This is a genomic window from Planctomycetota bacterium, assembly GCA_016872555.1.
Taxonomy (GTDB): Bacteria; Planctomycetota; Planctomycetia; order Pirellulales; family UBA1268; genus F1-20-MAGs016.
In genome coordinates, this window is record VGZO01000008.1 from 18,621 (window position 1) to 39,652 (window position 21,032).

At 71.6% G+C, this 21,032-nt stretch carries 17 protein-coding genes; 4 read left to right on the forward strand and 13 right to left on the reverse strand.

The window, feature by feature from the left end:
- Positions 1–4 precede the first annotated feature (4 nt).
- From FJ309_04175 to FJ309_04185, 3 genes are read right to left on the reverse strand one after another with little or no spacing between them, the layout of a single operon-like run.
- Positions 5–1,657 (reverse strand): hypothetical protein, encoded by a 1,653-nt coding sequence (locus tag FJ309_04175; protein MBM3953802.1) that lies wholly within the window; start codon positions 1,655–1,657, stop codon positions 5–7.
- The gene (locus tag FJ309_04180; protein MBM3953803.1) at positions 1,657–2,145 is read right to left on the reverse strand and encodes a hypothetical protein; all 489 of its coding nucleotides are present in this window, start codon (positions 2,143–2,145) and stop codon (positions 1,657–1,659) included. The genes FJ309_04175 and FJ309_04180 overlap by 1 nt, the downstream gene beginning before the upstream one ends.
- The gene (locus FJ309_04185) at positions 2,142–2,783 is read right to left on the reverse strand and encodes a sigma-70 family RNA polymerase sigma factor (GenBank protein MBM3953804.1); all 642 of its coding nucleotides are present in this window, start codon (positions 2,781–2,783) and stop codon (positions 2,142–2,144) included. Before FJ309_04185 ends, FJ309_04180 begins: the two co-directional genes overlap by 4 nt.
- 257 nt (positions 2,784–3,040) lie before the next feature.
- Here FJ309_04185 and FJ309_04190 point away from each other — a divergent pair, with 257 nt between their 5' ends.
- The 3 genes from FJ309_04190 (at position 3,041) to FJ309_04200 (ending at position 7,009) form a co-directional block, all read left to right on the forward strand.
- On the forward strand, positions 3,041–4,786 hold the full coding sequence (locus tag FJ309_04190) for an NADPH-dependent assimilatory sulfite reductase hemoprotein subunit (GenBank protein ID MBM3953805.1): 1,746 nt from the start codon (positions 3,041–3,043) through the stop codon (positions 4,784–4,786).
- Between the two features lie 186 nt (positions 4,787–4,972).
- Positions 4,973–5,524 (forward strand): hypothetical protein, encoded by a 552-nt coding sequence (locus tag FJ309_04195; protein MBM3953806.1) that lies wholly within the window; start codon positions 4,973–4,975, stop codon positions 5,522–5,524.
- 81 nt (positions 5,525–5,605) lie between these two features.
- Complete coding sequence (locus tag FJ309_04200) at positions 5,606–7,009, forward strand: hypothetical protein (protein ID MBM3953807.1); 1,404 nt, start codon at positions 5,606–5,608, stop codon at positions 7,007–7,009.
- Here FJ309_04200 and FJ309_04205 read toward each other — a convergent pair.
- The 5 genes from FJ309_04205 to FJ309_04225 all read right to left on the reverse strand — a co-directional run bounded on the left by FJ309_04205 (position 6,996) and on the right by FJ309_04225 (position 13,935).
- On the reverse strand, positions 6,996–8,687 hold the full coding sequence (locus tag FJ309_04205; protein MBM3953808.1) for an alkaline phosphatase: 1,692 nt from the start codon (positions 8,685–8,687) through the stop codon (positions 6,996–6,998). The genes FJ309_04200 and FJ309_04205 overlap by 14 nt on opposite strands.
- Before the next feature lie 58 nt (positions 8,688–8,745).
- Complete coding sequence (locus FJ309_04210; GenBank protein MBM3953809.1) at positions 8,746–10,359, reverse strand: GNAT family N-acetyltransferase; 1,614 nt, start codon at positions 10,357–10,359, stop codon at positions 8,746–8,748.
- 59 nt (positions 10,360–10,418) lie between these two features.
- Complete coding sequence (locus tag FJ309_04215) at positions 10,419–12,083, reverse strand: hypothetical protein (GenBank protein ID MBM3953810.1); 1,665 nt, start codon at positions 12,081–12,083, stop codon at positions 10,419–10,421.
- Between the two features lie 121 nt (positions 12,084–12,204).
- Positions 12,205–12,999 carry a glycosyltransferase family 2 protein gene (locus FJ309_04220; GenBank protein ID MBM3953811.1) on the reverse strand — a complete coding sequence of 265 codons (795 nt, stop codon included), beginning with the start codon at positions 12,997–12,999 and terminating at the stop codon, positions 12,205–12,207.
- Positions 13,000–13,113: 114 nt separating this feature from the next.
- Positions 13,114–13,935, reverse strand: coding sequence for a Nif3-like dinuclear metal center hexameric protein (locus FJ309_04225; GenBank protein MBM3953812.1), 822 nt, complete (start codon positions 13,933–13,935; stop codon positions 13,114–13,116).
- Here FJ309_04225 and FJ309_04230 point away from each other — a divergent pair.
- On the forward strand, positions 13,768–14,766 hold the full coding sequence (locus FJ309_04230; protein ID MBM3953813.1) for a sugar phosphate isomerase/epimerase: 999 nt from the start codon (positions 13,768–13,770) through the stop codon (positions 14,764–14,766). The genes FJ309_04225 and FJ309_04230 overlap by 168 nt on opposite strands.
- Positions 14,767–14,886: 120 nt before the next feature.
- Here FJ309_04230 and FJ309_04235 read toward each other — a convergent pair whose 3' ends face one another.
- The 5 genes from FJ309_04235 to FJ309_04255 all read right to left on the reverse strand — a co-directional run bounded on the left by FJ309_04235 (position 14,887) and on the right by FJ309_04255 (position 20,967).
- A complete protein-coding gene (locus FJ309_04235) occupies positions 14,887–16,005 on the reverse strand; it encodes a DUF1559 domain-containing protein (protein MBM3953814.1) in 1,119 nt (372 codons plus the stop codon).
- A 124-nt stretch (positions 16,006–16,129) separates the two neighbouring features.
- Positions 16,130–16,621, reverse strand: a complete 492-nt coding sequence (locus FJ309_04240) for a carboxypeptidase regulatory-like domain-containing protein (GenBank protein MBM3953815.1) — start codon at positions 16,619–16,621, stop codon at positions 16,130–16,132.
- A gap of 113 nt (positions 16,622–16,734) precedes the next feature.
- Positions 16,735–17,184 carry a DUF4198 domain-containing protein gene (locus tag FJ309_04245; protein MBM3953816.1) on the reverse strand — a complete coding sequence of 150 codons (450 nt, stop codon included), beginning with the start codon at positions 17,182–17,184 and terminating at the stop codon, positions 16,735–16,737.
- An 83-nt stretch (positions 17,185–17,267) separates the two neighbouring features.
- On the reverse strand, positions 17,268–18,431 hold the full coding sequence (locus FJ309_04250; GenBank protein ID MBM3953817.1) for a DUF1559 domain-containing protein: 1,164 nt from the start codon (positions 18,429–18,431) through the stop codon (positions 17,268–17,270).
- Between the two features lie 325 nt (positions 18,432–18,756).
- A complete protein-coding gene (locus FJ309_04255) occupies positions 18,757–20,967 on the reverse strand; it encodes an RsmE family RNA methyltransferase (protein MBM3953818.1) in 2,211 nt (736 codons plus the stop codon).
- Between the last annotated feature and the right edge of the window lie 65 nt (positions 20,968–21,032).

A 21,032-nucleotide genomic window follows, 5' to 3' on the forward strand; every position in this document is an offset into this window, starting at 1 on the left:
CCGCTCACTCGCTCGCCGCTTCGACAGGCGTGGCGCGGGGCCGGTCCGGCACCATCCACAGCCCCAAGTCATCGTTGCCGGTCTGGATATCGTCGGTATAGGAGTCGCGCCCCGTCGGGCCGCCGTCGTCCTCGCCGTCGGGTCCGACCCACCACACGAGCATGCCCCCCTCGACCGGCTTGGCGTGGAGCGGCTGCTTGTCGGTGAACGGGTCGCGTGGCACGGCCGAGAGCCAGGTGGGCACGAGCTCGTCGAGCGACTCGGGGAGCCCGGCACCGGCGAGCCGGCGCTTGGTCGCGGCGATGAGCACCCGTGCCGCCCGGGCGCCGGCCTCGGCCCGCACCTGGGCACCGCGGATGGGTGGCAAACTGGGTGCGAGCATCGAGCTGAGTACCCCGCGCCTGTCGACCGATTGCTCATCGCCGGTGACCCGGTCCCAGGCAGCACCAACCTGGTCGTTCTGGGCACAGGCCTGCTGGAAGCCGTCGAGCAGTTCGCGGTACGCCGCCAGTTCGGTGGGCAGGAACAGCGTCCGGTAGAGCAGCCCGACGCGGTCCGCGATCGCGCCGGCGTTCGTGTCGAGCGTCGCCATCCTCATCCGCCCGGTGGCGATGTCGGCGAACACCGAGAGCCCGAGCGTCTCCTCGCCGAGCATGTACTTCAGAAGCGGCGGCGGCGGGCCGACGAGGCCGTCGAGGCCGGGGTCGTCGAGGAGGGCGACGTCGTCGGCGTCGAGGCTCGGCAGCACGAGGGCGAGCGTGTCGCGGGCGAGCGCGTCGATGGCCTGCGCCACCAGATGCGAGATCAAGATCGGTTCCGCCGCGGCCTGGCGGGCGATCCGGTGGATCCGCACCGTGTCGGCCAGCGCCGCCGCCGCATCGCCATCGGCGGCGGCCCGCCGGGCGGCCAGCGCCAGCAGCCGGGTTTCGCCGCGCAGCGACTGGATCTCGGGGAGGATCATGTCGATCGACGGCCGGCTCCAGTCGCGGTCGAACCGGCAGGCGTTCTTGTCGGCCGCGCGGCGGATGAGGTCGAGCGTGTCGGCGTGGCGCGCGAGCCTTGCGGCGACTTCCGGGCTGCGGATGTCGAGGGGGCTGTCGGGATCACCGTCGGGGAAGTCCGTCTTGAAGGGTTCCTCGGCAGCGAGCAGTGCCGCGGCGTGGCGATGGAGCGGCGCGGCGTTGTCGGCCTCGGCGACGGCCGGCGGCAGATTGGCCTGCATCAGCGCCGCGGCCTCGGCCCGGGCCTGCGCCGCCTCGGCGGCGACGGCGTTGTCCACCGCCACGAGCGTGCCGTAGGCCACCAGCGCCGCCATGCCGCACAGGCCCGCCAGGCCGATCACCGGCCAGCGGCGCGCCACGGGCGTGCCGTCGGCCGCGGTTCGCCGGCCGGCGATCACGATCCACACGCCGCCGACGAGCGCCGCGAGCGCCAGCGTGAGCGTGGCGGCGAAATGATTGACGTCGAACGGCCGCGGGCCGAATGCCAGCCACCCCGTCAGCCAGACCGCCGGCAGGAGGAACAGCAGCGGGATGAACCATCCCGCGAACGACAGGAGCGACGGGAACGTCGCCGACCGCGCCGCCGCGGCGGTGAACGTCGCCGACCAGAGGAGGCAGGCCGCCAGCACGAACAGCCAGAAGAGCGGCAGTCCCATCAGAGGGTTCCTTTCAGCCAGTGTTCCGCGGGAAGGGAGCGCAGGGCCGCGATCGAACCGGCGGCGAACCGGCCGCGGGGAGCGGATCGGGGATCACCGTTGCCAGGCAGCGGGGCGGTGGCCGGGTCGCCATCGACGACCGGCGCGGGCAGGGCGACGCCCATGGCCGCCAGACGGTCGGAGAAGCGCGGCAGCGGCATGGCAGGTCCCGCGCTCCCCGCTGCCAGCAAGGGCGCCACGACCAGCGCCAGCGCCAGCCCGGAGAGGAGCAGAAGCGCCGTCTGCCAGGGCTCGCGCCGCGACGGCGGCAGGAGGTCGGCCTCGGCCAGACCCTCGGTGCCGAGGGCGTCGATGACGGCGCCGAGGACCTTGCCGCGGAGTTGGGCGGGCGCCGTCGGCACACCGCTGCGCGCCAGGCGCTCGGCGACGAATGCCAGTTCGGGGGGCAAGCGTGGCTCGCGGCGGCGATCGTCGGGCGGCAGCGTCATTGGTGCACCTCAGTGTGGGGTGGACGCGCGGAGCGGTGGGGACCGTCGTCGGCCAGCGCGGTGCGGAGCTTTTCCAGCGCGTAGCGCCAGCGGCTGGCGGCGGTGTTGGGGCTGATGCCGAGCGTGGCCGCGATCTCGGCCAGCGACAGGCCGCCGTCGGTCTTGAGGAGCACCACCTCGCGCTGCTCCTTCGGAAGCGCCGCCACCGCGGTGGCCAACCCGTCGTCGGGGACCGTTGTCGGCGCGCCCGCGGGGCCGTCTGGGCCCGCTTCCGTCAGCGTGCGCTGCCGGACCTGCTCGAGTGTCGCGCGCCTCGCCGCAGCCTGACGACGGCGGCGGAAGACGGTGTGGCGCAGGGCGGTGAACATGTAGCCCTCCAGATCGCTCACCGCTCCGAGCCGGTCGCGCCCCTTCGCGAGCGCCACGAACAGGTCCTGCACGGCATCCTCCGCCTCGTGATCGCTGCCGGTGAGGAGCCGGGCCGCGGCCAGCAGCCGGCCGCCGAGCCGGTCGTAGAGCCGGGCGTAGGCCGCCGGGTCTCCCGCCGCGAGGCTCGCGATCTCGGCATTCACGTCGCAGCACTCCACCGCACCCCCCGAGGCGCCGTCGTCTTCAAGGAGTCGCGCCGGGGGAGGAATTGTCTATCCGAAATCTTCCGCCGAGCCACGGGCTCGCTCGCCGGCTGCGGATGCGCCGCTCGCCGCGGCCGGCAGAAGTATCCTCGCGTGGGCAGGATAGCCCAAAGCTCGTCGAGCTCCCGCCGAGCCCCGGGCTCGCTCGCCGGCTGTGGATGCGCCGCTCGTTCGGCGAACAAGGCGCGGAATCCACGCTGCCTCGGAACCCTTCCCATGGCTATCCTTAGGTCGGAACCCAGCCCCCCGGAGCGCGTGACGACATGGCAGACGAGCAGGATGCCGGCAGCCCCAAACCCAGCGCCGTCGAGGTCGCCAAGACCGCCAGCGACTACCTCCGTGGCGACATCGGCCGGGAGCTGGTCGACGGGGCGGCGGGGTTCGGGAAGGCGAGCGTGCAGCTCCTCAAGAATCACGGCACCTACCAGCAGGACGACCGCGAGGCGCGCAAAGCCCGCGAGGGGGCGAAGAGCGAGCGGCAGATCTCGTTCATGATCCGCACGGTCGTCCCCGGCGGGAAGCTGTCGGCCGCGCAGCTCCTCGCCGCGATCGACATGGGAGACGAGCTGGGCAACGGCACGATCCGGCTGACCACGCGGCAGTCGATCCAGCACCACGGCGTGGTGAAGGGTGAGCTCAAGGACTTCATGCGCCGCGTCCACGCCAACCACCTCACCACGCTCGCCGCCTGCGGCGACGTCGAGCGCAACATCATGTGCTGCCCGGCGCCGCTCCACGGCGACCCGGTCCGCGAGCAGATGCAGGCCAAGCTCGACGAGCTCGCCCGCCACCTCGCTCCACGGACGCGCGCCTACTACGAGATCTGGCTCACCGATCCCGACAGCGGCGAGCAGACGCGCGTCGCCGGAGGGCCGGAGGTCATCGAGCCGATCTACGGCCCGACCTACCTGCCGCGGAAGTTCAAGACCGCCTTCGCCCTCCCCGAGGACAACTGCACCGACGTCTACGCCAACGACCTCGGCTTCATCGTCGTCCACGAGCAGGGGCGGATCCTCGGCTACAACGTCCTCGCCGGCGGCGGCATGGGGGTCACGCCGAGCGCCGCCAAGACGTTTCCGGCACTTGCCAAGCGTCTCGGGTTCGTGACCCCCGACGACGTCCTCCCGATCGCCGAAGCGATCGTCAAGGTCCAGCGCGACCATGGCAACCGCTCCGACCGGAAGGTGGCGCGGCTCAAGTACACGATCCACACGATGGGGCTCGACGCCTTCCGCGCGAAGGTCGAGGAGTATTTCGGCAAGCCACTCGCGCCGTGCCACCCGGCCGACATCCACGGTTTCGACGACCACATCGGCTGGTTCCCGCAGGGGAACGGGAAGTTCTTCTACGGCCTCAACGTCGAGAACGGCCGGGTCCACGACACCGGCTCGTTCCGCCTCAAGACGGCGCTGCGGCAGATCCTCCGCGACATCGCCCCCGGCGTGCGGATCACCGCCCACCAGAGCCTGCTGTTCACCGATCTGGCCGCCGGCGACCGCGACCGGATCGCCTCGATCCTCCATGCCCACGGCGTGAAGACGTCGGAGGAGATCTCGACCCTGCGCCGCTGGAGCATGGCCTGCGTGGCGCTGCCCACCTGCGGGCTGGCCGTCGCCGAGAGCGAGCGCGTGCTGCCGGGGCTGATCGACGCCCTCGAGCCGGAGGTGGCGAAGCTCGGCCTCGCGGCCGACGCCTTCACGCTCCGGATGACCGGCTGCCCGAACGCCTGCGCCCGTCCCTACAACTCCGACATCGGGATCGTCGGGCGGACGGCGGGCAAATACACGATGTTCCTCGGCGGCCGGCTCCTCGGCGACCGGCTCAACGAGCACTACAAGGACGTCGTCCCGTTCGAGGACCTGTGCCGTGAGATCACGGCGGTGCTCGCCTGCTACAAGGCCGAGCGCACGGCAGGCGAGACGCTCGGCGACTTCTGCCACCGCAAGGGGGTCGACGGCGTGCGTGCCTGGGCCGACGAGTGGCTTGCCGGCACCCGCGGCCACGGCTGACGGCGCGGCGCACGCCACTTGCTGTCGTGGGCCTCGCAATCGCACTTCGGGGGTGTCGGTTCGCCTTTCGGCGCGGCGCGGGGCCAGGGTACGATTCATCCGGTCGCCATCCGGCCTTCATCGGGCCGGCTCCTGCGGAGCGTCGCTGTCGTGGCTGTCGAACTGCACCCGTTCTCCTGGCAGAGGATGATCGAAGCCGTGCAAGCCGTTCGCGATCGGGCGCTGCGGGCCACCGCCGCCCTGGAGAACGCCGGGATCCCCTACGCCGTCGCCGGCGGCAACGCCGTGGCCGCCTGGGTGGCGCGCGTCGACCGGGCCGCCGTCCGTAATACGCAGGATGTCGATATCCTCGTCCGCCGCAGCGACCTGCCTGCCATCCGGACCGCCCTCGAGGGGGCGGGCTTCGTCCACGCTTCGGTGATGGGGGTGGAGTGCTTCCTCGACGGCCCGCAGGGGAGCCCGCGCGACGCGATCCATCTCTTGTTTGCCAACGAGAAAGTCCGCGACAGCTATCCACTCCCCACTGCCGACGTCGCCGAGCGGGTGGTGGCCGACGACTACGCGATCGTGTCGCTCGAGGCGCTGGTGCGGATCAAGCTCAACTCGTACCGCCGTAAAGACCAGCTCCACCTCCTCGACCTGCTGATGCTCGGCCTCGTCGACGCCTCGTGGCTCCCCAGGCTCGTCCCCGAGCACGCCGCCCGGCTCCAGCAGCTCATCGACGATCCCGAAGGGTGAGTCGGTTCGCCGCCGTAGCCGGCCAGGCCACGGGCACGCGCGGCGTCGCGGGCGTGGGGAAACCGAACCGAGGGTGTCGCCATGGACCACACGCGATTCTCCGCCGCCGACTGGCTGTCGCTGTTGTTCTCCTCACGCCGCGTCGAGCGCCTCCCCTACGTCGTGATCGGCGCCGGGCTGGCGCTGTTCAAGTATGCCGTCGAGGTGGCGGTGTTCCGCGCCTTCGCCGGGAACTGGCTTTCGCCACTGGAGTTCGTCAACCCGTCGTTTGCCGCGCGCGCCACCGTGCTCCAGGGAGCGCCCGACTGGCTCGGCTGGACGCTGTTCGTGTGGAGCTTGCCGTTCGTGTGGATCGCCCTGTCGATGAGCGTTCGCCGGGCGGCGTCGGCCGGCCAGTCGCCCTGGCTCGGTGCGATGGTGCTCCTGCCGCTGGGGAATCTCCTGGTGATCGCGCTGCTCGCCCTGCTCCCCGACAAGCCGGATGCGGAGGTCGCCGTGCCGCCGCTGGCTGCGACGGCACGGGGAGCGCTCGACGCCGCCGCGTGGCGCGCCGTCGGGGCGGCGCTGGCGGCGGGGGGCCTGTCGTTCGTCGTCGGCCTCTACGGATTCGCCAACTACGGCGCCGTCCTGTTTTTCGCCACGCCGCTGGTGATGGGGATGGTGGCCGGGTTCCTCTACAACCGGCCCGTCGCCCACTCCACCTCGGCGACGCTCGGCCTGGGCGCGCTGGTGATGGTCGCGGCCGGAGGCGTGCTCGTGGCCCTGGCCTTCGAGGGACTGATCTGCCTGGTGATGGCGGTGCCGATCGTGATGCCGCTGTCGATCGCCGGGGCGCTGCTCGGCAAGTGGATCGCCGAGGCGACGCGCGCCGGTCTCGGCCAGCTCACGGCCGTCGTCCTCGCCCTGCCGCTCCTGGCCGGTGCCGAGTCGCTCGTGAGCTCGACACCGGAATACGAAGTCCTCACCGCCGTCGACGTCGCCGCCCTGCCGGCGGCGGTGTGGCGGCGGATCGTCGAGTTTCCCGACATCCCACCCCCCGAGGATTGGTTTTTCCGCACGGGGATCGCCTGCCCGCTCCGCGCCCGGATCGAGGGCACGGGGGTCGGCGCCGTGCGCCACTGTGAGTTCACCACCGGCGACTTCGTCGAGCCGATCACCGTCTGGGACGAGCCGCGGCGGCTGGCCTTCGACGTCGTCGACCAGCCCGACCCGATGGTCGAACTGTCGCCGTGGCGCCATGTCCATCCGCCGCACCTCGTCGACCGCTCGCTCCGGAGCCAGCGCGGCGAATTCCGCCTCGTCGACCTCGGCGACGGCCGGACGCGCCTCGAGGGGCGGACCTGGTACGTGTTCGACATGCACCCGCAGGGCTACTGGACGCTGTGGAGCGACCTGTCGATCCACCGGATCCACCGCCGCGTCCTCGACCACATCAAGCGCCTGGCGGAGGCCGATGCGGCGCGGGAGACGGTCACCGCCCGGTGAGCGCCTCGGGGCGGGTGAGGACGAGCATGTGGCCGTGGTCGCTGGTCAGAATCACGACCGTGTCGGTCCAACCGCCGTGGGCCTCGATCCAGCCGGTCAGAGCCCGGAAGGCGGCGTCGCCCGACAGCGCCGCGCCGATCGCGGCATCGAGATTGTTGCCATGCGCGGCCCAGTCGACGTCGCCGGCCTCGACCATGAGCCAGAACGGCCCCCGCGCCGCGAGGACGTCGAGCGCGGCGACGGTCATCTCGGCGAGCGAGGGATTCTCGGCGAGATCGGCCGGTGTGTAGCGGATCGGCTTGGAGTATTTCCGCTTCAGCCCCTCGAGCCGCTCGCGGTCGGCGTCGGGGAGGAACACCGGGTCGAACTTCCCGTCGGCGGTGGTGAACGGCAGGTTCCCCTCGGCGGTGCCGAAGAAGCCGCACAGGCGGCTGCCGTCGGCAATGCATTCCCGCGTTGCGGCGGCGAGCACCTCCGCGCCGTCGCGCCCCGCCGTCCGCCGCGCGACGCGGTAGCGGCCGCCGTTGGCGACGTCGATGGCAGCGAGCGTCGAGGCGGCGACGTATTTGTTGCCCGGTTCGAGATTCGTCCCCTGCTGCTGCACTTCTTTCTCCATCTCGGCGGGTTTGACGTCGACGCCATGGCCGCAGCCGATGACGACGTCGAGTCCGGCAAGCGCCGCGTCGCGGTGGGAGACCGAACGCTCGCCGAGCATGTCGCGGGAGATGTCCTGGTAGTCGTCGCGCGAGACGTTGTGGGCGTAGGCGCAGCCGGGCGTGGCGTGGGGAATCGGCACGCTCGTCACGACGCCGACGGCGAATCCCTGGCGCTGGAGCCGGTGGGCGATCGTGTCGAGCCGGCCACCGACGGGATCGACGTTGATCGCGTCGTTGTAGGTCTTGTGGCCGGTGCACAGTGACGTCGCCGAGGCCGCCGAATCGGTCACGGCATGGGGGCGCTCGCGGTCCTTGCCGATCAGGTAGGTGGGGTTGGCAGCCGGATCCCACGGCGTGCGCCCGCCGCGGAGCGCGGCATAGCCCCCCGGCGCCGTGCCGCCGGGATTGGTGACCGCCTGGGCGTCGACGTCGACCTTCGTGCCGTCGTTGGCGGGGCTGGTGACGCACAGGCCGAAGTCGGTGACCGTGCCGGCGTAGTCCTGGAACGACAGCCCGGTGCCGCGACCGTCACGGTAGGCGACCGTGCCCGAGGCGGCGATCGCCGCCGAGCGCGTCAGCGTCCAATCCATCCCGTCGAACACGACCAGCACCACCCGCTTCGCACCGCGGGCGACCGCCTCGGCCTGGAGGCGGAAGACGTCGGTCTGGTCGAAGTGGTCGGCGCCGGGGTCGAGGGTCTCGTCGGGCAGCCGGCCGTACAACGCCTCGAGGCGCGCCCGATCGCGATACACGCTCCGTTCGCCGGCGACGTCCGCCAGTGTCATCCCGAACGAGTAGACCGGGATCAGCCGGTTGGAGTGATTCGACCAGGAGACGTAGCGGTCGGGCTGGTCGCCCCAGAAGCCCCAGTCGGCCACGCCCGTCGCCTCGGCGGTCCACTGCAGCGCCGCGAGTCGGTCGCCCGCCCGCGGGGTGCCGTCGGGTGGTCCCTGGCCGGCCGCTTGAAACCCGGACAGGCACACCAACGACACGAGCAGGCAGGCGACGAACCGGTGGCGCATGGCGGATCTCCGGGGAACGACGTCCACTGCGGCGCGGCCGGCGATCCCGGGCCGCCGCTCAGGCCGGCACGTCGTCCCACATCGGACACCACAGCGGCATCCGCGGGAAGAGCCATGACGCAAATCTCACGGCCGCCTGCGTCGAGGGGACGATCGCCCCGCGGCCGGCCGCTTCGGCGGAATCGCTCTGGCCGAGGACGAGGCGCGTGAGCTCCTCCGGCGGCAGCCGGAGGTAGCTGCGCCCGATCCGGCCGGTGTGGAGCGTCGCCCGCCCGTCGGCGATCACGATCGATCCACGGAAGCCCGGTTGCCCGTCGCCGGCGGCGGCGTCGAGCCCCAGTTCCACCGGGTCGGTGATCCCGGCGGCCGCGAGGCGCGGAGCCATCGAGCCGACCAGCGCCGTGATCACGGCGGCCGGGTCGGGGAGGCGGGCGACGATCATCCGCTCGCCGGCGGCCAAGGCCGGCTCGGGGCCGGCGACCGCGTCGTGGAGCGGATCGGAGGCGGCCGACTCGAAGAGGATCTCCTGGCGGTCGTTCTCGATCGCCTCGGCACACACCCGGGCGAGCAGGTCGCGCTCGACGCCGGGAAACTCCGGGTCGGCCAGCAGCTCGAGCACGCGGTTGCCCGACTGGATGCAGTAGCCGACGATCCGCGCGGTCGTCTCGTGGAGGTCGTAGCGATCCTGACCGACCAGCGCCACGAGGAGCGAATCGAAGCCACCACGGCTCACCAGCCAGCGCGAGTAGACCTCGCCGCGCTCGGCGGGACCGACGAACCGGCCGGCGTTGCTGCCGTAGATCCGCAGGATCGCCGGCAGCTCGACATGGCGCCACTGGCGCATCGACACCACCTCGCCGTCGCGCGGCGGGGCGTCGAGGAGCCGGGCGAGGATCTCGGCCGGACGTCCGGGAGTGGCGCGATCACGGCCGAGGATCGTCCACCCCAGGTCCTGGAACGACCCCGGCACGCGCGTCCGCGCGAAGGCGACCCCGGCCCGAACGGCCGTCAGCCGGGCTTCGGCGGCGCGGATCAGCCGCTGGCCATGGCCGGCACCGCGGCATTCGGGGAGGACCGCCACCCGGTCGACGACGGCGCCGCGGAGCGGCGCCCCGCCGACCAGCACCGTCCGTGGCTGGACCTCGACATGCCCGACGATCCGCCCCGCCAGCCGGGCGACGAGGCGGTTGGCCGCATCGTGCTCGGGGTGGTCGATGATCGCGTGGAACTCGGCTTTGCTCGGCGGGTGCGGCAGGCCGGTGAGGAGCTGGAGAATCTCCGCCTGTTCCCCCGCGCGGGCCCCGGCCACCTCGCATTCGGCGAGCATCCACGCCGGCGGCGCGGCGGGGGCGACAGGGTGCTCGGGGAGGTGCCAGACGGCCCGGCGGCGCTTCGCGGCCCGGGCGCGGTACAGCGTCGACGTGGGGCGGATCACGATCGACGCGATGCTGTCGTCGGACGCCGGTGCGTCGCCCGCCGTGTCGGGCGCGATTTCGAGGGGTGGCTCGTGGCCATCGGCCACCGGGGCCGCCCGCCGCGACGACCGGCGCGTCGTCCGCTGTGCCGGGCGGGAGGGCTTCCCTGCCGCCTTCGCTTCACGCGTCGTCGTGGCCGATGATCCGGCGCCGACCAGACCGCGGAACGCCTTGCCCGACCGTGCCCCCCGAGCCATGAGTCCTCCTCTCCCTGGAGTGCCTTCCCAGTCCGTTGGGCGTCAAGATACGGCGCGACTCACCCCTTTTCCAGTAGCAGGAACCTGCGCAGGACGGTTTCCGGAAAAAAGCACCACGGATACTCCCGCGCCCGCAACAGCGCCGTGGCGCGCACGCGAGTCGCCAACGGTTCGACGTGTGCCTCGAGCGCCACGCGCGCCGGCTCGGCGCGAGCGGCGAGCGCCTCGTTGGCGGCGCGGATCTCGTGACACCGGCGCCGGGCGAGCGTCGGCGTCGGTGGTGTCTCGATCCACTGCCACTTGCGGCGGACGAGCGCCTCCACCTCCGGTGAGCGCGGCGCGGCGGGGAGATGCCGCTCCGGGTGGTAGCGCAGGTCGCGGAGCCGGTGGCGAACCAGCCCCAACTCCGCGTGCGGGTCGGAGCCGGCGAGCCCGGGGAAGACGTTCTCCAAGGGGAGGTGCAGCGTGCCGGTGACGACGGCATAGCGCGGCTGCTCGCAGCCCGTGAGCCGCTCGACGATGTCGTCGGTGAGCCGGTCGTAGGCCGCCCCGCCGATGCCGTGCACGAACACGTCGGCGACCAGCAACCGGGCGACGAGCGTCGTCACCAGGGCCCGGGGGCGGAGGCAGAGGCGGTGCTCCTCGAGCCGGGCCAACGCGTCGACCCATTTCGACGGCGACGTCTCCGGGGTGATCGGCAGCTCGAGCCGGAGCGATTCGAGGTCGGAGAGCAGCAACGTCCCCGCGGTGCCGGCGTTGGCGTAGACGCGGCGGCGCTGCGGATCGTCGCGCGACCAGATCCACCACGGCACCTCGAACCATGGGCCCTCCCCCGGCCCGCCGTCGCGGACGACGAGGTCGGGGACGGGGCGGCCGTGGCCTCGGATCCGGTGGCGCCGCCGGTGCGCCGCCAGCGCCGCGTTGTAGGCCTCGTGGACCTCGCGGGCGCGCGACAACAGCCAGCCCATCAGCACCGACACGGTGGGGAGGCGGACCAACTCGCTGACCGGCAGCTCGAGCGTCTGCAGTCCGAGCCGCTCCTCCAGCGCGTGACGCGCCTGGGCGATCGCCAGGCCGAGGCGGTGGCTCTCGGCGGCGCGCTCGACGACCAGCGGCCACCAGCGCGCGAGGATCGGGTCGGGGACCAGCGGCCGGAGCAGGTCGGTGGCACGGCGGCCGAAGCTGGCGAACGTGTCGGCGGCGACGACGGGGCGTTCCTCCCACGGCATCTCGGAGGCCTCGCCGTCGAACGCCACGTGCTCGAGGCGCGCGTCGTCGGGGGTGCCGATCGGGAGCGGCACCGCGGCGCGGGCGCAGCGGTCGGTGTCGACGACGAGGTTCAAGGCCGTGCCGCCGACCTGCCGGGCGTAGGCGTCGAGGGCGAAGTTTTTCAGCCACACGCCCGGATGAAACAGGTCGGGCTGGTGGCCGGCCATCACGATCGGCCGGGCGATCCAGTCGGCGACGTCGGTGGGACGGTCGACGTCGCGGTAGCTGGCGGTGTAGGTGGCGGCGACGGCGAGGACCTCGCGCCGCGTGGCCGCGATCAGCTCCCACAGCCGGAGGTCGCCGATCGTCGTGCCGAACGCCGCCCGGAGGAGGCGGTTGTTGTCGACGAGCCTGTCGATGCAGGCCGGCGAGCCGGCACCGGACACCACCGGGGGATCGACGAGCCGGGCACCGTCGGCCTCGGGGGCGCGGTGGGCAGGGCGTGGGATCGGCATGCACAAGGCGCGGTCGCCCGCGTGGTCCCCCTCGGTCCGCTCCGGTCGGCGTCCGCCACCGGACGGTGGCCATGGCAGCCACGCCACCGTGGCCGGCGTCGCGCCATTCCCGGCCGGAAGTTCAGCAGTGTGCCGCCGCGAGCGGATCCTGGCTAGCGCGATTGGCCGCGGGGAGCGGCGGCGCTGCAGGAAGGCGCCAGCCGACGGCCGCCTCGGCGCGGTCGAGGACGGCGCGGTAATGGGCGAGGCGCGTCTCGGCGTCGTCGAGGGCGCCGCCGAAGCTCCTCGAGAGGTCGAGGTACAGCAGCGGGACGGGGAGTTCGACGATCGACAGGCCCGCGGCCGCCGCCTGGACCCAGACCTCGAGCGGCATCGCGTAGCCCGTCTCGGTGATCGCCAGGGCCGCCAGTGCCCGCCGCGAGTAGGCCTTGAAGCCGCAGAAGGCGTCGGTGATCGACAGGCCGAGCCGGGCATTGATCTCAGCGGTGATCGTGGCGTTGATCCGCCGCCGGGCCTCGGGGGGCTGGCTGTCGCCGGGGAAACGCCGCAGGTAACGGCTGCCGCTGACGATATCGGCGCCGCGGACGGGATCGCTTGCCAGCGCGAGAAACTCGGGGATCAACCGCGGCTGGTGCTGGCCGTCGCAGTCGATCGTCACCAGCCCGTCCCACCCGCCGGCCAGCGCCTCGCGGAAGGCGGTCGCCAACGCCGCCCCGTAGCCCAGGTTCCGCGGATGATGGACGACGCGGACGTCGCCGCGGGCCTCGATCCGGTCGGCGAGGATCCGGGCCGTCCCGTCCGTCGAGCCGTCGTCGACGACGCACACGTCGGCGGTGTGGCGGAGGACCTCGTCGAGGACGCCGTCGACATGCGCCGCCTCGTTGAACACCGGCAGGGCCGTGAGGAACCGGGGCATGGCAGGTCCGCCGTGGGGGGGATCGGAGGGGCGCCCTGGCGTCGGGAGGAGTTTTGCCGCACCCCCGGGCCCGATCCCCCAAGCGTAGCGCCGCATTCCGGCCGGGCAACGAAATCAGCCCTGCAGCGGCAGCCACGGGAGCGGATCGCGGTCGAATCGGCTCTCTCGGCACTCGATGCCGGGCACCGCTGCCTCGAGACGGCGGCCGAGGGACCGCATCCCGAATTGCTCGCTCGCCTGGTGGCCGACGGCGACCACGGCCACGTCGGCATGGTCGGCCGCGAGGGCGTCGTGGAGGCGCAGCTCGCCGGTCACGAGCGTCCGGCAGCCGGCGGCGCTGGCCAGCGGAAGACACTCCCCGCCGCTGCCGCACACGATCCCCACCCGCCCGGCCGGCCGGCGGGGGTCGCCGACCACGTGCGCGCCACAGACGCCCAGGGCGCGGCACAGGCGTGCGGCGACATCGGCCACGGTCGTCAACGCCGGGGAGTCGTCGGGCAGGCCGCCGCGCCCCGTGCCGACGGTGGGATCGACGGCGTCGGCCACCAGCGGCCTGACATCGGCCAGTCCGAGGAGCGCGGCGAGCTGGTCGTTGATGCCTCCGGCGGCCGAATCCCAGGCGGTGTGCGAGCTCCACACGCCGATCCCCGCGGTCGCCAGATCGAGGAGCAGGCTGCCGGGCAGACTGTCGTCGACCAGCCGCGCCACCGGCTTGAACGGGAGCGGATGGTGGGAGACGACCAGGTCGACGCGCTCGGCCACCGCCTCATGGACGACGGCCGATGTCACCGACAGGCAGGTGAGGATCCGACCGATCGCCGGGCGCCGCGTCGCCACGAGCAGGCCGACGGCATCCCACGGCGCGGCGAGCCGCAGCGGCGCGATCGCTTCCAGGGCCTCGACGACGGTGGCCAGCGCGGGCATGCCGGAGAGCATACAATTCGGCGGCCTTCGTTCCCCGGGGAATGCTCCGTGAGCCCGTTCCGCCTGTGCACTGCGACCGTCCACCTCTCCGGTTCGCTGCGCTCGGCCCTGCGGCGGGCGCGGACCCTCGGGCTCGACGGCGTCGAGATCGACGCCCGCAACACCCCCGGGGCCGACAGCCTGTCGAAGACCGGCCGGCGCCAGGTGCGGAAGTGGATCGCCGACGAGGGACTCGCCGTCGCGGCGGTCGCCTTCCCGACGCGCGGCGGCTACGCCGACCCCGACCGGCTCGAGGGGCGGATCGCTGCCACGAAGGAGGCAATGACGCTGGCCCACGATCTGGGTGCCGGGCTGGTCTACAACCACGTCGGCGACATTCCGCCGCCCGGTGCCGACGGCACCCGTGACCCGCGCCGGGCGCTGTTGCTGGAGGTGCTCGGCGATCTGGGCGCGTGGGGGAGCCGCTGCGGGGCGCTATTCGCCGCCGAGGTCGGTCGGGCGGCGCCCGCCGAGATCGCCACCCTGCTCGACGAGCTCCCCGAGGGGGCGATCGGCTGCCAGCTCGTGACCGGGGCCCTGGTGGTCAACCGCCACGATCCCGCCGCTACCGTCGCCGTGCTCGGCGACCGGATCCTCCACGTCCATGCCACCGACGCGATCTCGGGGCCGATCGCCGGCCGCGGGCGGAGCGTGGTCCTCGGGACAGGCCAGGTCGATCTGCCGACGATCCTCGCGGCCCTCGACGACCACGGCTATCGCGGCTGGATCGGCATCGAGCCGGTCGACACGATCGGCACCGATTCCGAGATCGCCGCGGCCATGCAGGCGATCGCGGCGGTGTGAGCGGTGGGATGGCGCGGGCATTCCTGCCCAGGCCCTTTTGGGCCGCCGCCGCGCAAAAAAACCGGGGCCCGCGGTCGGCCGCGGGCCCCGGTTGAGTTCACAGGACGAGTCGCCGCCGGCTCACTCGTTGGCGGTGTTCTCGGCGCCGGCCTTCGAGCCCAGCGCCCCCCACACGCCGAACGGGCTGGGCGTCTTGTCTTTGTAGGCGACGACCGTCCCGGTGTTGCCGGTGTCGATGTTGTCGGCGATGAATCGCACCGAGGCGTCGCAGAACGCCACGCTCACACCACCCGGATGGTAGCTCGACGGCGGCTGGACTGCGTGGTCGTCGTCGGCATTATTGATCGGCGCACCGCCCGTGCCCTGACCGGCACCGCACGACGGGGAGTTGGGCGGCAGGACGGTGTTGAAGCCGACCCGGCCGACCTGGCCGTCGGTCCACTTGTCGCCCCAGTACTGCTTGATGTTGGTACCGGCCACATAGAACTGACCGGCCGCGAGCGTGAGGCAGGCGTTGGGGGTCAAACGGACGGATCCCAGATGCGCGACGCCGACCCGGATCGGCACGGTGTCCGTCGTGCGGAAGCTGGTGCCGTTTCCACGGATCCGCTCGCTCATCAGGATCGTCTTGCTCGTGCCATCGACGATATCGGCGATCGTCGTTCCACGCGGCGTGATCGGCGTCGTCCCGCGGTACGCCGTCCGGGTAAACGCTCCGCGGCCGAAGTTGTCTTGCGTGCGAAGGTTGCTGACCTGATCACCCACGGAAAGCGCGTACGAGTTGGAGGAGATCCGCGAGTCGTTCTCGGTGTCGACCGGGCAGCTCAGGGCCCGCGGAGCGGTGTTCCACACCGACCAACTGATCCACGCGTACGGTCCACCGGCGGCGATTCCGCCGCCGCCGGCCTGGATCTGGTTGTACATGTTGACTTCCTCGATGAACGGCAGCAGCTCGACGAATGCACTTCGCCGCGCCGCGTTGTTCGCCGACGAGGGGCCGCCATTCGCCCAGCAACAGGTGCCGCCGGCCGACGCCGGCAGCGACTTGTTGGTGTTCTCGTAATTCAGGCTGGCCAACGCCAGTTGCTTGATCTTGTTGGTGCAGGCGCTGCGCTGCGCGGCGGCACGCGCGGCTTGGACCGCGGGCAAGAGCAGGCCGACGAGCGTACCGATGATCGCGATCACGACCAGCAGCTCGACGAGCGTGAAGCCACGCCGGCTGGGATGGGGCTTGTTCATGGCAACGGGTCCTCGGAAGGAAGTCACGGACGAATGGGACGGATGGATGAAGGGACCGAAACAAACATCTCGAGTGGAAACCGGCAGGCGGGCACCGAACACGGAATGAACCAATTCAATCGACTCATTTCGCAAGCTCGAAATCGAACGTCGTCGAGCCACCCCCGACGGTCGCCCGAAGTCCCGACTCGCGCGGATTGTTGAAACGGGGGGGAATCAGGCTCTTGGCAGGCGGCGGCTCCTTGAGACCTTCCGGGGGAACGTAGTCATCGGAGTTCGCGTTCGCGGATGAACCAGTCGCCGCTGCCGTTTCATTCTTGACGATCGCGACGCCGTAGTCTCCTGCCACCGCGCCGTCTCCCGCCTCGAACGAAGTCAGGACGTATTTCCCGGCGTCATCGGTGATACCGACAGCGGCTCGCCCCCCGGCAGCCACGGGCTGGAAGCTGACGGTTGCGCCGGGCACGGGGGTTCCGTTCATCGTCACCTTCCCCGACACCTTGATGGTAGACGGACGCTTGGGGCCCGACGAGCAGGCCGGGACTGCGACGAGCAGGGCGAGGGCCCCGCCAACGGCCAGAAAACGCGACGCAGTGCTGCCGGCGAACGAAAGCATCGAGCGGGGTGCCCTGTGGATGAGTGGACGAAGAACAGGTGGACAGAAGAGGTACGAAACAAACCCAGGCATGCCAGACAAGCGAAACGAACGAAGAGTCAGCCGACAGAGCGTCAATTCTTCAGGTCGAAGACCGCGGGGGCGTTCTCGCCATCCTTGACCTCGACGGTGAGGCCGGACGTCTTGGCTGCCTTGTACTTGGCCGGGAGCAACTCCTTGGCACCCTTCACGACAGCAGTCACCGCCGTCGAGGGATCATAGGAAGGATCGTCGGCGGTGAGGGCCCGTCCATCGGGAAACGCCGTCTTGGCGACGGTCACCAGATACTTGCCCGGCACCGCCCCGTCGCGCGATTCGAACGTGGTGAAATTCACCACGCCCTCGGCGTTGGTCATCCCCGAAGCGGCGTTCCCGGAGCCCCCCTCGGGGGCGAGCACGACCGTCGCCCCTTCGACGGGCGCTCCGTCGAGCGTCACCTTCCCCGAAAACGGCACCCGCTTGGGGCGCGTATCGACCGGCTTGGCGCAGCCCGCCGTCGCCACCAGCGCGACGACCGCGAGCACGCAAACAAGTGAGCCGACACGTGACGATCCGAGCCCGTCGACCGTTTCCCGTCGCCGACGAATTCCCGAAAGCATGGAGCGGCTCATTCGTTGCTCACCACTTCGCCACCCGCCTTGGTGCCCATCGCCCCCCACACGCCGTAGGCGCTCGGGCCCTGGGCGATGTTGGGAAGTGCCAGGTTTCCGGTGTCGATGTTGTCGCTGATGAACCGCACCGACGCGTCGGCCATCACGGCGTTGACACCGCCCGGATGGTAGCTCGTCGGCGGGATGAGCTGGTGGGGAAAGTCGTGCGTAGTGCCGCTGTTGCACCCCGGGCCATTCGGCGGGCTGATCGTGTTGAATCCGTTGAACGCCGGGCGGGCAAACATCCAGTCGCGGCCGGCACGGGGCACGACGACGGCCGATGTGTATGACTGACCGGAGACCTGGGCCGAACAGACGATCGGGCTGGTCTCGAACCCGGCGACGTTGCCAGCCTGCGTCTCGCGGACCAGGAAGCTGTTGTCACGGCCGCGGATCCGCTCCGACATCAGGAGCGTCTTGCTCGTGCCGTCGGTGATGTCTTTCATCGCCGTGAAGTTGGGCTCGGTCGGGGCGCCGGGATTGACGCCACCGATCAGGCCGCGGCCGAAGATGCCGCGGGTGATCGTCGTCTCGGAGACGTTTTGGCAGACGTCGCCCATCGAGAACACGTAATTGGTCGTGCCACGGTTGCCGTCCCCGTGGAACGCCGTCGTCCGTCCGTCAGACGGGCAGCGGAGCGTGGGCACCTGGGCCATCATGATGTTGGAGAATGCTCCAGCAGGCCCAGGCACACTTGCAGAGCCTCGCCACGGCTGAAAATTGTCAGGTGGATTCCCTGCCGCTGGGAATGACAAAACCCCCGTGCTCGTCAGCCAGTTGACGATCGTGTCGTAGTAGGTGCCCTGCTCGTAGAACGGCAGCAGCGGGAGATTCCCGCTCCACCATTCGAGGATGTAGACGTACTGCGGGGCGATCCGCGGGCTGGTGATCTTCATGTCCTGCCCGCGGAGGGCGACGAAGTGCTTCCGCGAATCATGGTAGGTCTGGTTGGCCAGGCCGAGTTGCTTGAGGTTGTTGGTGCAACGCGAGCGGTTGGCCGCCTCACGGGCAGCCTGCACGGCGGGCAGCAGCAGCCCGACGAGCGTCCCGATGATGGCGATGACGACGAGCAACTCGACGAGCGTGAAGCCGCTCGGACCGCGGCGGTGAGCATGTGGCATCGGACGGCACTCCAGACTGGGAAACGATGACGAGACGATGGATGGGGCCGAAAAATGGGGGAATCAGGATAAAAATGGCCGGGGTCAGGCAGCGAGCGCAGTCGAGACGATCACCCACGGCGATCGACGAATTCCCCCGCTCCCCAAGGCCCTTGGCAACCTGCAAAATTATCGGTTGCGGCGCCGGTGTCAACATGAAAACGTCATGCTATGGAACGGTTTTCTCGGGGGTTCAAGGGTGTCCCCACCGTTGCGGGGCAGGGTAGGAGTTCTCCCCACTGCCATCGGCCCATGCCCGGCCAGCCTCGGCCCGACGGCGCGGCCATCACGCGAATCGTGCGGCGGCGGCGAGCGCCGCGGTCTCGACGCGGAGAACGTGCCGCGAAAATGACACACGCCTCGCGCCAGCGGCCAGGGCGACGGCGATCTCCTCCGGCGTGAAGCCCCCCTCCGGCCCGACGAGCACCAGCACCGCTGCCGCACCGGGATCGGGCGCCGGCGCCGCGCCGCCGGCGTCGGCAAGGAGGAGCGACGTCCCCGCGTGCGGGCCGCGAACCGCTTCGTCCATCGTCGCCGGGGGGAGGATCGTCATCAGGTGATCGCGCCGGCACTGCTTGCAGGCTTCGAGCACCGCGCGCTCGAGCCGCGTGCGGGCCGCGGGGCCGGGCTCGGCGACGCCGCGCGTCGTCAGCAGCGGCAGCAGGGAAGCGGCCCCCAATTCGGTGAGTTTTTCGGCGAGCCACTGCTGGCGCTCTCCCTTGGGAAGCGCCACGGCGACGGTCAGCGACGGACTGCCTGGGACTGGCGTCACCACCGGCGCGCCCGTGGACAGCTCGACGCGGTCGCGGCCGATCGCCGCGACTTCCGCCGGCCAGCGCGTGCCCCGGCCGTCGAACAGCTCGACGCGATCCCCGACGCGCGCCCGCATCACCCGCGCCAGATGGCGGGCCTCGTCCCCCTCGAGCAGCGCCCGGCCGTCGCGCGGAGGCTCGGGGAGGAAGAAGCGTTCGCTCATCGGATGGACCCCGGGCTCGAGGCGATGGCGGGAAAGGACACGTTTCGGAGGGCAGGGAAACGACCGCGGCCGCCAGCGGACGAGGCCATTGTCCACTCCCGGGGCCCTCCGCGCCAGCGATTGCCCCTGACCTGCCCCTCGGCCGTCGCTACATTCGCGGCGACTTCGCTCCCCGCCACTCGTTCCGATGCCGTCTCGCGATCCTCCGCCGGGTCCCGCTCCGTTCGACGGCACGCTGTCGCCGGCGACGTTCCACGTCGCGCAGCCGCAGGAAGAAGCGCTGGCCCGGCTCGAATGGCTCCATGGGCAGCGGCAGCGGCTCGGCGTCGTGACCGCGGCAACCGGCGGCGGGAAGAGCCACTTCCTCGCCGCGGCGGCGCGGAGGCTGGCGGGGGCCGGCGCCGAGGTCGCGGTGCTGTCGCTGGCCGGCCTGGGCGCCGGTGAATGGATCGGGCTGCTCCTCGAGCGGCTGCCGCTCGACCCGGCCAGCCGCGCCGACCCTGGGAGCGAGTGGAGCCGGCTCGAGGCGCGCCTCCGAGAGAACACGCTCATGGAGCGGACCACGGCGCTGCTGTTCGACGATGTCGACCGCGGTCCCGCCGACGTGCTGGCCGGCATCGGCCGGCTGACGGGGGGCGCCGAGCCGCGCTTCGCACGCGTGCTGGTCGTGGCGACGGCGCTGCCCGAGGCCCTCGCCGCGCTCCCGGCGCAGCTCCGGTCGCAGATCACGCTGCGGATCGATCTGCCGCCGTGGACGGAAGCCGAGGTCGCCGCGTTCCTCGACTGGGAAGGGGCCCGGATCGGCGCGCGCGAGCCGCTGTTCTCGCCGGTGGCGGCCGGGGCCCTCGCCCGGTTCACCGGCGGTGTCCCCCGCCGCGTGGTGCAGTTGGCGCGACTGGCGCTGGCTGCCGCGGCCGGAGCCAACGTGGCGACGGTCGATCCCGAGCTCGTCGAGCGCGCGTGGTGCGAGTTGCTTCCCGCCCACGCCCCGGCGCCGCAGGCGACCGTCGAGACGGCCACCACGCCGGCCACGGTCCGCCCGGTCCGCCGCCTCTGGAGCTGATGGGGAAACGCCGATTCCCGGCGCCCGTCGCGGGAAAAACCCTGGTACGATCGACCACTCATCCGGAGGTTCCGATGCCCGTTTCCCCGGCCGCCAAAGACAGGTCGCCCGACGCCCGGCGGCGCGGGCGGATCGTCGCCGTCTCCCCCGACGACGGCAGCGCGATCGACCTCAAGAACCCGGCGCTGGCGGCGCTCCTCTCCTGGCTCGTCCCCGGTCTCGGGCAGCTCTACCAGGGGCGCCGCTTCAAAGGTGGCCTGTTGATGGGCATGATCCTGTTCACGCTCGTGGTCGGGATGTGGCTCGGCGGTGGCCGGTCGGTGTATGCCTCGTGGACCCCGCGGGCGTTGGCTCCGGGGCGGCCGCTCGTGGCGCGGATCGACCGCTGGAGCTTCCTCTGCCAGGCCGGCATCGGGATCGTCGCCCTGCCGGCGCTGGTCCAGACGTCGAGCCTCCATGGCACCGCCCGCGAGCCGCTGCTTCCCGGTAGCTTCCTCGCGCCGCCGCTGGTCCCCAGGCAGGT